Source organism: Kitasatospora sp. NPDC092286 (assembly GCF_044755565.1).
Taxonomy (GTDB): domain Bacteria; phylum Actinomycetota; class Actinomycetes; order Streptomycetales; family Streptomycetaceae; genus Kitasatospora.
Map to the genome: position 1 here is coordinate 1 of NZ_JBIVRD010000076.1, position 15,473 is coordinate 15,473.

6 protein-coding genes are annotated in these 15,473 nt (G+C 66.8%); 3 read left to right on the forward strand and 3 right to left on the reverse strand.

Features of this window, described 5'->3' with window-relative positions:
• The coding region (locus ACIQIB_RS38340) for a tyrosine-type recombinase/integrase (RefSeq protein WP_400763954.1) at positions 1-321 on the forward strand (321 nt) is incomplete at its 5' end.
• Between the two features lie 178 nt (positions 322-499).
• Here the strand turns inward: ACIQIB_RS38340 and ACIQIB_RS38345 are convergent.
• Both ACIQIB_RS38345 and ACIQIB_RS38350 read right to left on the reverse strand, forming a co-directional pair.
• Positions 500-826: a hypothetical protein gene (locus ACIQIB_RS38345; RefSeq protein WP_400763956.1), complete on the reverse strand. Its 327-nt coding sequence runs from the start codon at positions 824-826 to the stop codon at positions 500-502.
• Positions 827-1,161: 335 nt separating this feature from the next.
• Complete coding sequence (locus ACIQIB_RS38350) at positions 1,162-7,764, reverse strand: polymorphic toxin-type HINT domain-containing protein (protein ID WP_400763957.1); 6,603 nt, start codon at positions 7,762-7,764, stop codon at positions 1,162-1,164.
• Positions 7,765-9,137: 1,373 nt separating this feature from the next.
• On the opposite strand from ACIQIB_RS38350, the gene ACIQIB_RS38355 reads away from it, so the two are divergent.
• Both ACIQIB_RS38355 and ACIQIB_RS38360 read left to right on the forward strand, forming a co-directional pair.
• Complete coding sequence (locus tag ACIQIB_RS38355) at positions 9,138-13,370, forward strand: ricin-type beta-trefoil lectin domain protein (protein WP_400763959.1); 4,233 nt, start codon at positions 9,138-9,140, stop codon at positions 13,368-13,370.
• A gap of 430 nt (positions 13,371-13,800) precedes the next feature.
• Positions 13,801-14,352 carry a hypothetical protein gene (locus ACIQIB_RS38360; protein WP_400763961.1) on the forward strand — a complete coding sequence of 184 codons (552 nt, stop codon included), beginning with the start codon at positions 13,801-13,803 and terminating at the stop codon, positions 14,350-14,352.
• Here ACIQIB_RS38360 and ACIQIB_RS38365 read toward each other — a convergent pair.
• Complete coding sequence (locus ACIQIB_RS38365) at positions 14,318-15,100, reverse strand: IS5 family transposase (RefSeq protein WP_400763962.1); 783 nt, start codon at positions 15,098-15,100, stop codon at positions 14,318-14,320. The genes ACIQIB_RS38360 and ACIQIB_RS38365 overlap by 35 nt on opposite strands.
• Positions 15,101-15,473: the final 373 nt, after the last annotated feature.

The window sequence follows — 15,473 nt, forward strand, 5'->3', positions numbered from 1 at the left end:
TGCCCTCAGCTCCACCGTCCTGCTGCGACAGGATCAGCGGCGAAGGCCTCTCACCTCCACTCGAACCACAGCGCCTCACGGCGCACCCACGACCTGAGGCACTCGGCGGCCACGCTCCTCCTGGAACAGGGCGTCGAACTCGTCGTCATCAAGGAGCTCCTCGGCCACGCCCACATCGGTGTGACCGCCACCGTGTACGCCCACGTCCGACTCCGCCTCCAGCGCGACGCCATCGACCTCCTCGGCAACGCCCTCCGCGCCCCCGCCACCCGGCCCGACGACGGCGACGAACCGCCGCTTTGTGCAGCACCCGTCCGCTGACGTTGCCGTCAACTACTGCCGTCAAGACGCCCAGAAGCCCCGCCGATGATTTTTCGGCGGGGCTTCTAGCATGGGATCTAGTTCGACTGAACTTAAGACTGGGACGCCGAGGCAATTCTCCGGATAGCCGAATCGCTGGCGATTACCCATTCAGGCCACCCCACCGACCGATCCATGTTCAGCTTGCCGGCATAAGAGGATTCTCGGCCTCAAATTCAAACGTTTCTATCGCGGCGCCGATCGGAAACTCCGAATGGTCTCGCCAGATTTTAGCGACAGAGACCAGAAGGTTCCATGAGGCAGTCGCGTGAACCTCAGATACCGCAGCAGTTTCAGGCGGAGAGGCGCGGTAGTAGCGAATAGCCGCAACCTGCTTGTCTGTAATCAGACGGAGCGCAGTGGCCGTGCGGTGGGCTTCATCTTCTCGAAGTGAATCGGCACCGAGGATTCGAGCATATACAAACTTGACCAGTTGCGAAATCTGCTCATCAGTAATCCGCTCCATTTCAGCCTCTCAAGCACTCGATTTTGCACGAAAATAACAACTAGCTCCCCCACCATCAACCCGCAGGGTCGCAGCAGCTGAAACGCGGCACTCGCAGGAAATCTGAGTGACCATCAGATTTGCGGCTGCAACCCGTGATCGCCCAACCGCTACTGGATAATATCAACCCGTCACCACGCATCAGAAAACATGACGGCCGCCGCGCCCTGAGAGCAAGTCGCCCGAGGGCCCTTGAATTACCGCCGCGCATGAGGCCGACCGGAATCACCCGGCCGGCCTCATGCAAGATTACGACGATTCATTCACTCGGTCAGGCCGCGCGGGATCTCTTTGCGCTAGCATCCCGGCGTGTATAGCTTTATGTTCTTGTAGTTGTGATTGTCCACCCAGCCAATATCACCATACCTGTTCACGAGAATCCGATACTTATTTTTCCCATCACCCATGTCGTAGATCAACGCCGAGTCGTTAGCCCCGGGCGCCGAAGGTCCCCACTTTCGCGCGTGCGCGCCAGGGGTGGGGTTATTTCCTGTTCTGACCTCGAACCTGTCAGGACCGGTGCCATCACCATTCGGCCTTGGTTGCGCTTGCCCAGCCAGGATTTCCTGAATTCGCTGCTGGACAATGTTCGGAATTGCCGGGTCATCGCCGCCAGCGTTATGCACCAGCACCGGAGTCTCGCCCGCCAGCACATAGTACGTGTGGCGGTGGTCGATGGTCAGGTTGTACATGTTCCGCGGGCCGGGGATCGCATGGAGGCTCGCAACTTCGACAGTACGCCCAGACGCCGCTTTCAGATGGTGGCCGACCTGGAGATCCTCGGCTTGAGTCCACTGCTGGATCGTGTCGTCCCAGAACGGATGGTTGGCCGTAGTGTGAATAACGGCTTCGCCATCCGCTTCGGTATGAACGGAAAGATCGATCAGGTCTTCGTCGTCGTGGACCCAGCGAGCGATGACCCGTTCGGGCCCCTTTGATTCGACGTCGTCTTGATCGGCAGCCAGAACCGAGTCGCCAACAACGATATTAGCTATGGACTTCGAACTTCCATCTGCCATGAGTACTGGCGTCTCAGGACTGAAACTGCAAGTCGGGAATAGGCGATCGAAGATATTCGACCGCGGCGACTCCAGCTTCGGAAGGATCTTAGCCTCGGCCTTCCCTATGCCAGATTTCTTTCCGCCAACGAGAAACCCGAGAGTAAATCCAACAATTCCTCCACGCTTGAAGTTCGTCGACTTGGTTTTGACGCCATTGATATTTATTACGTGATTTAGTGCGCCATTTCCGAACCCCTTGAAAAGGTTCCCCGATCCCGGAATGGTGCTATTCATCATATCGCCGCCAAGGTTAATCAAATCGTGGCTAACCTCGGTTCCCGCGCCCCAGAAATAGTCTGACAGCCCCCCGGGCCTTTCGGATGATGACAACCCGGATCCTCCGCCGCCAAGCCCGACGCCTTTGGGTGCGCATGGGCCATCGGTTCCTATGCAGATCTCACCCCTGGAATTCTTTGACCAGCACCCATGGATTTCGAATCCGTGGCATTCTGTACGGGTAAGTCCATCTCCGTTTCCGCAGTCTGCACGGTCGAAGAGCCCCTTCGCGCAGGGTGCAAGTCCGGAGGGGTCGCTGAGATTGGCCGGGTTGTTATTACTGTATGCGTAGCCGTTCCACTGTTGTGGGCTCGACTGGTCGAGGACGGGGTCGGGGCTGATGAAGCGGCCGGTGGTCGGCTGGTACTGCCGTGCGCCGAGGTTGGTGAGGCCGGTGGTGTCGTCCTTGGTGCCGCCGACGTAACCCTTGTCACCGAGCCAGGTGCCAGGTGCGGGCTGGTTGCCGCGGGGGTTGCCGAACGGGTCGGTGGGGCGGCGGGTGGTGGCGGAGGTGGTGAGGTCGATGCTCACGGCGCCGGTGCCGTGGTGGTCGGCGGCCTGGACGACGAAGCTGCCGGGGGCGGTGCCCGCGCCCTTGCGGACGATGGTGAGTCCGCCGGGGACGGGGTAGTAGCGGGTGCCGGTCTGGGCCTTGGTGGTGGTGTCGACGGTGAGTTCGTCACCGCCGAGGTTGATGGTGTTGGTGCCGGGGTTGCGGCGGATGAGCTGGTTGCCGTCGGCGTCGTAGAGGTAGGTGGTGGTGGTGTTGGGGACGGTCCACTTCTGCCCGGCCGGAACGGTGCTCACGCAGTCGCCGATGACGAGGGCGGTGTTGCTGGTGGTGACGTCGCCGGGGATGGCGAGGCAGCGGTTGGCGGCGGGGTTGTGGAGGGTGCCGTCGGCGCGCGGGGTCCAGGTCTGTGCGGCGGAGTTGTCGCAGTTCTGGGTCTGGACGGCCGAGCCGGCGGTGGTGCCCATGGCCTGGACGCACTTGCCGAGGACGACGAGGCGGTTGTTGGCGACGGTGTAGAGCTGGCTGCCGCCGCTGGTGCAGGCGTTGATCTGCAGGTTGGTGCCGTTGGCGTTGCTGCCGCCGGCGGTGGCGATGCACTTGCCGCCGTTGCCGGTGATCTGCCCGGCCGCCGTGTAGGCGGCGAGTTTGCCTTCGCTGTTCCAGGTGAGGGCGGCGGTGCCGGTACCGGAGACACCGGTACGAATGGCGGTGGTGTTGCCGACCGCGTCGTACTGGGTGGCGCCGTTGGCGGTCGTGGTGGTGCCGGTCTTGACGGTGGAGGTGAGCAGAGCGTGGGCGCCGCCGGTGCCCCCGCCGGTGTTGGCCGCGGTGGTCGGTGTGTTGACGGTGCCAGGTGCCGGGAACTGCTGGGTGGTGGTGACGTCCTTGCTGGTGTCACCGAACTGGTCGTGCTGGATCAGTGAGGTGCGGTTGCCGGTCAGGTCGTAGGTGTAGTCCTGCCAGTAGGGGTTGCCGCCACCCACGGTGGTCTTGGCGGGTGCGACGGCGCCGCTGGTGGGGGTGGTGTTGGCGCAGGCCCCCTGGTCGAGGGTCTTGTGCTGGAGCGGATCGGGGGTGGTGATGCCGCCGGTGTCGGTCCAGGCGGTGGTGAGGCGGCCGAGGTAGTCGTAGGTGAAGCACTGCCGGTCGGTCGCGGACGGGGTGTTGTCGGGGATGTTGGTGATCGAGGTGATCGAACCGGCGGGGTTGTAGGTGTAGTTGGTCTGCTGCACCGCGCCGCGGGTCGCGATCTGCTTGTCGAGGAACTGGGCGCGGACCCGGCCGGTGGCCTGGTCATAGTCGGTGGTGGTCACCACCTGGCTGCCCCAGGGGTTCACGGTCGAACGCAGGGGCCAGCCGAACGCGTCGTACTCGCTCTGCACGTCATACGTCGTCGCGCCAGCATAGGAGAACATCTGACCGTAGCTGTTGTACGAGAACGCGAGCTCCTCGTACGGCAGGCTTCCGATGGCAGGCACGGTGCTCTGCTTCGGGTTTCCGGTGATCTGGTCGTACTGCGCGGTGGTGGTGTAGGTGTACGTGCCGGAGGTGAGGCCGGCCTCCGTACCTGGGATGGTGATGGTACTGCCGGTGGGGCGGTAGCCGTTGTCGTAACCGGTGAGAGTGGTGGTGTACGCCTGGCCGCTACTTCCGCCCACGTAGCGGGTGGAGCTGGCGGACTTGCCCTTCATCACAGTGTCGAACGTCCACCCGGCCAACTGTGTGACGGGTGTCACCGGCCCCTCGTACACGCCGGTCTTGCGACCGGCGATGTCGTAGCTGTAGCTGAGAACCTGCCCCTTGCTGTCTGTGGTGGTGGCGAGTCGTGACGCCACGTCGTAGGTGCGGCTGCTGGTGCCGGTGTCCGGGTCACTGGCACTGGTCTGACGGCCGCGCAGGTCGTAGCCGTAGCTCCAGGTGTTTCCTGAGCTGTCCACCAGGCTGGCCAGTTGGCCGACGGGGGTGTAGGCGTAGCGGGTGACGGTGGCGTCCGGCGCTTGTCCGGTGGCGGTGGCTGTGCGGTACTGCCACAGCTCGGTGGTACGGCCTCGGGCGTCGGTCAGGGTGCTGGTGGGCCAGGCGCCCTGCGGCGGGACCACGTCGGTGCGGTCGGCGCCGGGGTAGGCGGTGGTGGTCTGGTTCTGAAGAGCGCCGAGGGACCAGAACGCCGAGGTGACCGGGCGGCCCAGACCGTCGAAGGTGGTTCGGATCTGGGAGGGGATGGTGCTGTCAGGAGCCGTGACCAGCGTGGTCGACGGGCCGGAGTCCTTGTTGTACCAGGCAGCGTTGGCGGCCCAGGTGCGTCCTTGGGAGTCGTATTGAGTGTCGGTGATCAGGCGGCCGGTATAGCCCGGGCCAGCGGGTGAGGACTGGGTCTGGCGGGTGCGGGTGAAGCCGTCGAGCAAGGCCACTGAGCGCGTGTAGACGGGTGTGTCGCTGTCCACGGTGAGGGTCGATGAGGTGATCGTCGACGGAACACCGGTGGTATTGGAGACGGTGTAGGCGAAGCCGAGGTTCGGGTTGGGCTTGCTGGCTGGTGTGCGGCCCGGCAGCCACACCCCGGTCAGCCGGCCGAGGGCGTCATAGGTTTGGGCAGTGGTCTTCCCGTTGATGTCGGTGGCGCTGAGAGGCAGGGACCGGCGGGTGTCCAGTGTGGTGACAGAGTCCCACGTCCCGTTCGCATTTCCGGGGATCGGCGCGGAGACCGTGACGGTTGAGGGGAGTTCGCCGGGCGTGGCTGAACCGTACGTGGTCGTGGTGGTGGCACCGACTGGGTGCTGAGCGTCGGTGCTGTTCGGGTCGGTCGCTGCCACGGCACGCCCGTAGGTGTCGTAGCCGGCGGCGGAAACGGTCACGAAGACGGGGGCGCCGACGCTGTCGAAGCGGTCGAGGGTTTGCGCGCCGGTCCTGTCAGCGGTCGCACCGGTCTGGCCGTAAGGCAGCCCGTCGTAAAGTACGCGGTCCCACGAGACGGTATTTGCCGAGGTGGGCGTGGTGGTGCAGGCGCCAGGACCAGAGACGGTGAGGGTTTCGGCAACCTGATCGGTGCGTTGCGGGTCGGGGCCGGCGGCGTACTTGGTCCGGGTGCAGAGGTCCGGCAGATCGTCGGCCTGATCGAGTGACGCCTTTACTCTGTTGGCGTAGTACAGGTCGCTCTCTATGGTCTTGGTGACCGTGCGCCAGCTGTTGTCGGATTTACGCGCACGCAACACGGTGCTGGTGGTGGTGGCTGCGTATCGCGCAACAAGGTCGGGCAGTCCGCTGCCTCGCGGCTGTCTGGCGGTCTCGAACTCGCCGCTGGAGCTGTTGACGGCTTGCGCTGCGACTGTCCCGTTGGTCAGATCGACGGTCTCGGTCTGCAGGGTCTGTCCGGAGAGCCAGTCGACATCGGTGACATTACGGCCGAGGGCGTCCGTGAGCTGGGGGACGCTGCGGGGGTTGCCGTTCTTGCGGATGTCGCCGTCCATGCCCTGACGGTAGGTGGTGCGGGTCTGGGTCTTGGGGCCGTCGTTGCCGCTTCCCACGGTGGTGGTGACGGTGGCGAAGCCGCGGAAGTCGCCCCAGGTGCGGGCCTTGGCGTCGGTGAACTGGTTGTCGTCGCGGTGCCAGGCGGCCGGGCCGTAGGTGTAGCTGGTGATCTTGGCGGGGGAGCCAGTGGCGAAGTCGTTCTCGGTGAGCGAGGCGACGGTGTAGTGGTTGAACCAGTCGAGGACGGGGTCCGCTTCGGCGACCGAGTTGGGCGGGGACCAGCGGACGGGGTAGCAGGCGCGGGTGTTGTCGTCCTCGGCGGTCGGCATCACGTGGTTGATACGGGAACAGTCGCGCAGGTTGTAGTCGACGTTGAGGACGCCGCCGGTCTCGTTGCGGATCTGCTGGATGCGCGCGCGGTTCATCCGCGGCGGCGCCGGCACGAGGTCGGTGCCGTCGACCCGGTTGGGCAGCATCACCGGGGTGAAGGTGACCGGCGGGGTGCTGACACTGGGGCTGGCGGTCTTGCCGGTGCGCTGCACCGAGTCCAGCCACAGCGCCTTCTGGCTCGTGGTTTCGACAGGGTCCGGCGGGGGCTGTTGGTTCGCGGAGCGGCTGGGGTCGGGGAAGGAGTGCTTGAGTTCGTAGGCGTCGACGTCCTGCCAGGCGTTGTTGACCCGTACCTGGGTGCTGATGGAGGTCAGCCGCTTGGTGGTGAAGTAGGTGGGGCCGGCGGTGGTGCAGGTGCCCGTGGCCTTGCATTCCTGGTCGACGGGGACGTCGGGCCAGTTGTTCTTGTTCGCGACCGTGCGGTTGGCAGGATCGCAGGCGGATCCGGCTTCCAGGCAGCGCTCGGCGGTGGTGAAGCTGACCCGGGCTGCGGGCTGGAGGGCGCCCTTCGCCGCGACCTGCTCGCTGAGGCGCTGGCCGTAGTCGATCCGCGTGACGGTGTTGGCCCGGGTGTAGGCAGTCGGCGTGCCGGTGCCGTTGTTCTGGACGCCGCCGCGGGAGTAGTAGTTGGTCTCCGGCGCCCAGGTGTAGGTGGTCAGGTTGCCGTGGGCGTCGACCACGTAGTCCAGCGAGAGACCCTGCCACATCTGGCACCAGGACGCCTTGCCCTTGGCCGCGTCGTAGCACCGGTCCCCGCTGTTCGGCGCGTAGACCGGCACGGTGGAGGCGGAGTTGGTGGCCGGGTCGCTCTTGTCACCACCGGGCAGGTGGTTCAGCCCGAAGTAGTAGACCGTCCCGGAGGTATCGGTGACCTTGGCGTAGGCGCCGTTGTCGGTGCCGTTGGCCGCACCGGTGCCGAACTCGACCTTCGTCCCGTCATCTTCCTTCAGCCGCCACACGCCGGTGGCGTCGTCCGAGGACACCGCGTTCTTCGACACCCGAACGAGTGGCCCGGAGTGCGAACCCAGCGACAGGGTGGCGTTGAAACCGCCCCAGCACAGGTCACTGGAGCCGGTGATCCCCGCCTTGTCACACCGCTGGTAACTGCGCTCGATAAAACCGGGATTGAAGTCCCAGCCGTCCCCGATCCAGGACGCCTGCGCATTGGTCGACGATGTCTTGCCGTCCACCGACGAGGAGTTGTAGCCCAGGGAGACACCGGGGGCGGAGCCGCCCAGCGCGGGCGGGACCTGGATCCCGTAGCTGTAGGTCAGCCCCCCGGAGGAACCCCCGGAGGCCCACCCCGAGGAACTGGACAGGCTCGTAGCACTGTACGTCCCCCCTCCACCGGACGCACCGGTCTCCGAGGCCAGAACGACGGGCACTGATTGGCTTGACGCTGAAACAGCTGCAGAGGGGGAAGCGGTTGAGAATGACGCGTTTGTGATGCCTGCCGACGAAGTCGGTCCAGTGATGGATCCTGTTGTTGGCAGGTCAACGCTCGCGACGAGTTGCTTGCTGCCCGGATCGTAGGTGGCCGCGAGGGGGGTGCGGGTGAGGCAAGCAGGTATTTCCGGTGTCTGGAGGGCGCACGCTGGCATGGTCACCAGACGGCCACGCGAAGCGAAGTCTGCTCCCATCCGGGCGCTGAGCGCGTCAGCGTCGAGGGCGACCCTGACCTCGGTCTTGCCGTCAGGCACGTCAGTGCTGAGGGACAGGAGAACGCCGTTCACACCGGCGGCTACCGCAGTGCGGCTATCGGCCTGTACCACCGTCACCGAGCCCGAGGTCTGGCTACTTTGACCAACGGCACTGACCCAGACGGGCAGAGCTCCCGCTCGGGTCGCTGTTTCAGAGAGCGCAATAGTCTCGCTCTCCTCCTTGACGGCGACCTGCGGAGCAGGGTCGTTCGTCCGGCTGGGAACGGGATAGTGCGGCGCCACCTCCGAAGGCCGGTCAGCCTGAATTGCCTTGACCGACGGCGTCGTCGGCAGCGGGGTGTCCGGCGGCAACCACACTCGTGAGAAGTCTGGGTCCTCGGCGACAGCCTGAGCCGCCACAGGGGCAAGCAGCGAGGCCACCACCGCCAGGGCGACAACGCTCGCTGCTCGCCGGAGACCACCTACAGACGGTCTGGCAGTTTTATTAACTATCAATGTTTCATCCTAGTTGACGAATCATTACCAGCACAAGAGCATGCCATGGGCTGGAGGATTCTACTGGCCACGAATCATGAGGGCCTATGGGTAGGGGCGCAGCAATCCATGTGTCACACATCACACCGCCCTCTATGGGTGACTTATCCCCGCTTGGCCCCTCCGCCCTCCCGAAATCTCTTGACCGCCTTGTCCCCCACCTGGAAGCGTGGCTCTGATCTCTGCGCATACCCGCGCAACGAGGCATAAATTCAGGAACTCGCGTGCATATCAGATCAACGTGGCTGAATAACAATCCGGTCTCGCGGAGAACAATCGAGAGGGGCGCGAGAGGTAGGCGCGCGAAGTCCTCCGCCGCCGTACTGGCCCTGACGGCAGGCCTGCTCGCGGCGGCTCCACTTTCGGCAATGGGCGATCCAGTCGATCCTCAGGCGATGGTCGACGCCGGGGACGCCAAGCACGCGGGCGAGCTTCTGGACCCGCGGCCGGCCGAGCTGGCGATCGCGGAGGCGAAGCGGACCGGCAAGGATGTGCCGATCCCGTCGCTGACCGACGAGTTCAGCACCACCGTTGCCACGCCCGCCGGCCGGCTCCGCCAGGAGCAGCACATGGACGCGCAGCGGGTGAAGCGGGCTGACGGGTCGTGGACGGCGCTGGACGACATGCTGGTTCAGCGTGCTGACGGGTCGTTCGTGCCTGCGGCGGCGAGTGAGGGCCTGGTGATCTCGGGCGGTGGCGGTGGTCCGCTGGCGACGATGACCACCGGGGACGGCAAGCAGCTGGCGGTGGGGTCGCCGTTCGGTGGTGCGCTGCCGGTTCCGGTGGTGAGTGGCAACAGTGCTTTGTTCGCGTCGGTGGCGCCGGACACGGACCTGAAGGTGACGGCGGACCGGTTCGGTGGGTACAGCACCGTGCTGGTGCTGCACACCCCGGCCGCCGCTGCTAACCCGGCGGTGCGTTCGCTGAACTTCCCCGCCACGGCCAATGGGGTGGAGCTGTCGGCCAACGCGGACGGCAGTCTGAAGGCTGTCAGCGGCGGTCAGGAGGTGTTCACGGCGCCGAAGCCGCAGATGTGGTCCGCCGCGGCCCCCGCGGCGAACGGGGCTGCCGCGAAGGCCTCCTTCACCGCACGGGAGGCGGCTCCCGCGCCGTCTGCGTCGGGCGAGGGCGCTGGTGCGACCCGCCAGGAGCCGGATGCGCCGAGCAGCGCGGACGGGCCCGGTCCGAAGGCCACCGTCGCCGACGTCCCGGTGACCGCGGCCACCGACGCGAAGGGTGTCGGGGCGATCCGGCTGTCGCCCAGCCCGGAACTGCTGGACGGCGCCAACACGAGCTATCCGATCTACGTTGACCCGTCGTGGTCGAACGACGCCCGGGGCAAGAGCCACCACGCCTGGGTGCAGTCCGGCTACCCGGGGGTGGGTAACTTCGACCGCACCGGCCCGGCGGACCGTGACCGCCCGGGTGTCGGTTACCAGGGCTGGGAGACCACCAAGGGTGTCGAGCGGGCGCTGTACGAGTTCAACCTCAACGGTTACCTGCCCAACACGGTCATCAACTACGCGAACCTGCGGGTGTCGCAGTACGTGTCGGCCGACTACTCCTGCACCACCACGTACCCGGTGAACCTCTACCGGGCCGGGGCCTTCGACGGCTCCATCTCCTGGAACAGCCACAAGACCTACGAATGGGTCGACGGCAAGAACGTTCCCGGGAACGGGACGAACGCCGCGTGCAAGCCGGACATCCCCGTCGATTTCAACGTCACCGCCCCGATGCGCAACGCGCTCGCCGACACCGGGACGCCGCTGGCGTTCGCCCTGGTCGGCAGCGAGGGCAGCGGCGACAAGATGGGCTTCAAGCGCTTCGGCTACGACGCCGTCCTGTCCACCGAGTACGACCACGTCCCCCTGCAGCCGGGTGACCCGCGCACCTCCCCCGCCCCGCGCAGCGTCCTCGACGGTGAGAGCGACAGCTGCGGCAACGTGCCGGTCTCCTCCTACCGCTGGATCACCGACACCACCGTCAACCTCACCTCGGTGGTCAGCAGCCACAACCAGTCCCAGCTGACCGAGTACGTCAACATCTGGGACGACTCCTCCCCGGGTGCCCCGAGTGTCAGCAACGGCTGGTCGGGCTTCGTGCCCAACGGCAGCCGCGCCTCCTACACCGTCCCGCGTACCACGCTCAAGGACGGCCATGCCTACGGCTGGGCCGCCCAGGGCGACGACGGCCTGGTCCGCGGGCCGGCGACCGCCGTCTGCCACTTCGCCGTTGACACCACCCCGCCGGTCGCCGCGTTCGGCACCTTCACCAACCCGGCCACCCAGTTCCCCCCGTCGGGCAACGGCCAGACCACCAACCTGCGCCTCGGCGAGGAGGGCTCGATCCCCTTCACGGCCTACGACCCCAACCCCTCCGGCCTGCTGGCTTCGGGCGTGGTCTGCGTCCGCTACGGCTACGACCCGCAGCTGGCCACCTATATGCAGAAGTGCCCGGACCCGGGCAGCCGCACGCTGAACCTCAGCGAGATCAGGACCAGGCCCACCCACTGGGGCACCAACATCCTGTACGCCCAGGTCTTCGACGGCGCCGGGAACGCCTCCCAGACGATGTCGTACTCCTTCTACGTCCCCTGGGCCCCCGGTCCGGTCGCCTTCGGCGACACCACCGGCGACGCCAACCCGGACATCCTCGTCCCGGACAGCGCCGGCAACCTGATCACCCACGGCCGCGCCACCGACCCGGGCAACACCAGCGTCCCGCCCACCGGCACCGCCGCCCCCGCCAACCAGGCCCCCGAAGTCAGCACCGGCCGGACGTGGAAGGACTTCCACGTCACCCACCGCGGCTCCCGTGACCCGGGCAAGAACACCGACGACCTGTTCGTCCACCGCGACGGCGGCGACCAGCTCTACTACTACGCCAACTCGGAGTCCGACCCGGGCCGCTTCACCCTGGGCACCGCAGCCACCCTCGACCGGCCGAACTGCGTCGGCGACAGCACCGCCTGCCCCGGCTACCGGCAGGACGAGGACTGGCACAACACCAGCCAGATCACCCCGATCGGCTCGGCCAAGGACACCCGCACCCCCAACCGCGAGGTCAAGGACGCCACCGGCTTCCTCGCCGTGGAGTCCGGCAACCTCTGGTACTACCCGGTCAAGCCCAACCACACGCTGCGCGCGCCGAACCTCGTCGCCACCGGCGGCTGGGACACCCTCGACCTCATGGTCCCGGGCAACACCCTGGCCGTCGACCCCGCCGGCACCACCCCGGTCACCCCTGCCCTGTGGGCCCGCGCCCGCACCACCACGGGCGGCCGCACCGCCGGCGACATCCTCCAGTACGCCCTCACCACCCAGACCCGCACCGACGGCCTCGGCGAGTACACCACCGTCACCGCCGTCACCCCCGCCGGCACACCCAAGATCGGCGCCGGCGTCACCACCACCGACTTCCCGACCGTCGGCGCAGACGGCGACGTGACCGGCGACGGCGTGCCCGACCTGTGGGCCCTCGACAGCTCCGGCAACCTGCGCACCTGGCCCGGCAGCGTCACCAACAAGGTCGTCACCGGCTTCAACGGCGACCATTACCGCGGCAACACCCAGGCCCCGCAGGCCCAGTGGAAGCTCCAGGGCGACACCACCGCCAACCCCACCACCTACAACGCCACGCCCAGCAACCTCACCTTCGCGAACGACACCGTCGACGGCCGCGCCACCAAGGTCGCCGTCTTCAACGGCACCACCTCCGCCACCACCGACAAGCCCGTCGTCGACACCCGCCAGAGCTTCACCCTCAGCACCTGGGCCAAGTCCACCGGCACCGGCAACGTCATCGCCAGCCAGAACACCACCCGCGCCAGCAGCTTCCTCCTCTGGAGCGAAGGCAACGGCGGCGCCTGGCGCTTCGCCCTCGCCCACGCCGACGACAACAACTGGCCCTACGACTACACCACCGTCACCAACAGCGCCGCACTCGTCAAGTCCGACGTCTGGACCCAGCTCACCGCCAGCTACAACGCCGCCACCGGCCAGATGAGCCTCTACGTCAACGGCACCCTCGCCGGCAGCGCCTACCACGACGCCGCCAAGAGCCCCGCCCCCAGCGGAAACCTCGTCCTCGGCCGCTACCAGTACCAGGGCCAGCAGACCACCAGCTTCAACGGCAGCGTCAGCAACTTCGCCGCCTACAACACCGCCGTCAACCCCCCCGCCACCGCCACCGCCGTCCGGCACGCCGCCAGCGACCGCTGCCTCGACGTCCCCAACAACGACACCGGCCAGGGCATCGCCATCTGGACCTGTAACAACGGCCCCGCCCAGAGCCTCACCGTCAACCCCGCCAACGCCACCGTCAGCCTGCGCGGCATGTGCCTGGACATCGGCGGAGCCAGCACCGCCAACGGCGCCGCCGTCGGCCTCTGGAACTGCACCCCCGGATCCTGGAACCAGGTCTGGATCCCCCGCGCCGACGGCAGCCTCTACAACCCCGGCTCCAACCACTGCCTCGACCTGCCCGGCAACGACATCACCCCAGGCACCCGCCTCATCGCTTTCAACTGCAACGCCACCCCCGCCCAGACCTGGAGCATCCCCGCCCTGAAGACCCCCGCCCTCCCCGTCAACCCCTGACCTGCCGAACAACCCACTGGGGCCCACAGCGCGAAGTGCGCTGTGGGCCCCGCCCGCCTGATCATGCAGATGTTCGCCACCCGATCGTGTGATCATTTTGAGGCAAGGCGCCGCCAGAGAGAGTCAGCCTCGCCTGAGCCTGATCCGCTTTCACGGACACCTGAGATCAAGGGCTTCGGCGCCCGGAAGAATGATGTCCATCGTGGAGAGCATGGAAAGGAAGGAGCCGTGCCCTCACCGTTCGTTCACTCCGAAGTTCAAGACCGTGTCGGCAACGGGTGAAACGAGGACCCCCGAACGCCCCAGTTGAGGGGTTCAGAAGCCGTTGTCGTACCGAACTTGATCGGCGGGTTTCCGCAGTTCAGGCATGATGCCGGCATGGCGAGGCATGCTCGGGCCGTTGGGTTGTCTCGTTGGTGGAGGTGCCGGGATGGCGTCGGTGGTGGGTCTCCTGGAGGAGCGGGAGCTGGCCGCGCGTGAGCGCGTGGAGGAGCTTCGGGAGGTGGCGGACCGGGTACTCGCTGAGCTCGCCGAAGCGGAGACGGCCTGGCACGAGTGGCTGATCGCCCGGCAGCGCGTTGGCGAGGTTCTGTCCGGGCCGCGGCCCGGACAGGCAGGTGAAGCTGGCCCGGAAGCCGGTGAGTCTTCCGGGTCGGAGCCCGCGACGAACGCGCCCGCCGAGGTTCCCCTGCCGAGGGCCGCGCGATCGGGCTCGATCGTCCCGGTGTGGCGTCCCGCGCTTTCCACGGACGCGCTCGCTCCCCACTACCAGCGCATCCTCGCCACGCTCACCGAACAAGCATCCGGCGGGAAGCCAGTGATGTCCTGTCAGGAGATCACTGCCGTACTCGGACTGGAGCCGGTTCCGGCTAATGTGGAAGGAGTTCGATCGAAGATGAAGCGGCTGGCCGACCGGGGCTGGGCCGACGAGCCCACCCCGGGACGGTTCACGCTCGCCGCCGGGCCAGCCGGCGGCTCATGAGCATCGTCATCGACCACAGCACCATCCGCTCATGCACGGCGGACAGCCTCTCGCAGTCGCGCACCAGGCGCCGCGAGCGCATCAGCCAGCTCAGCGCGCGTTCCACCACCCAGCGTCTGGGCAGCACCACGAACCCCGAGGCGTCGTCGCTGCGCTTGACGATCTCCAGAGCGAGCCCCAGTTGCTGCTTCGCCCAGCCGACCAGACGACCCGCGTAGCCGCCGTCGGCCCACACCAGGACGATCCTGCGACAGCGGGCCCGGACACGTTCCAGCAGCGGCATCGCGGCGTCCCGGTCCGTCACGTTCGCCGCGGTGACCATCACGGCCAGAAGCAGCCCCAGGCAGTCGACCACGATGTGCCGCTTGCGCCCCGGCACCTTCTTGGCCCCGTCGTAGCCGCGGGTGGCCGCCGGCACCGTGGCCGCCGCCCGCAGTGACTGCGCGTCAATCACCGCCGCGGTCGGCTCCGGATCGCGGCCGGCCTCCTCGCGGACCAGGCCGCGCAACCGGTCGTGCAGTTCCGCGAGCAAGCCCTTCACACGCCACCGCCGCGCGAAGGCGTAGACGCGGTCCCACGCCGGGAAGTCGCCCGGCATCGCTCGCCAGGTGATGCCGCCCGCCACCAGATAGCGAACAGCGTCCAACATCTGTCGGTGGCAGTACGCCTCCGGCTGCCCGCCCCGCCCCTCCAGCCACAGTGGCACCGGCAGACAGTCGCGCACGAGGGCCCATTCCGCGTCCGTCATGTCCGACGGATAGCGCGGTGCACGTCCAGGGCGATCACCCGCGTTCCCGAACCGGTGAGCGAGGCAATCACACGATGGGGCAGCCCAGTTGGACTCCACCCGCACGAGAGCGTAAGACTGCAACAACAGGGCCTCCTGGTGCGCTCCGGCTTCGACAACCATGAGCTGAACCGGAGGCCCTGCCTTCATGCGCGCACAAGCGAGAGATCACCCGACAGAGTCGCCACACTCGAACCGATGTCCACCATGATCGGTATGACAACAGCTTCTCCAACGCTGCTGCGTTTAGCGTGGCGAGCGGGATGCAAGCCCGTCTTCCATGATCGATATCTCGGTGTGGAGGGTGTACTCCTGGGCGGTGGCGGGGTGCTTG

What these genes read in the sequence shown, in the direction of transcription:
- ACIQIB_RS38345 (WP_400763956.1), bottom strand. Translation starts at nt 826, where the DNA reads ATGGAGCGGATTACTGATGAGCAGATTTCGCAACTGGTCAAGTTTGTA.
- ACIQIB_RS38355 (WP_400763959.1), top strand. Translation starts at nt 9,138, where the DNA reads ATGGGCGATCCAGTCGATCCTCAGGCGATGGTCGACGCCGGGGACGCC.
- ACIQIB_RS38360 (WP_400763961.1), top strand. Translation starts at nt 13,801, where the DNA reads ATGGCGTCGGTGGTGGGTCTCCTGGAGGAGCGGGAGCTGGCCGCGCGT.
- ACIQIB_RS38365 (WP_400763962.1), bottom strand. Translation starts at nt 15,100, where the DNA reads ATGACGGACGCGGAATGGGCCCTCGTGCGCGACTGTCTGCCGGTGCCA.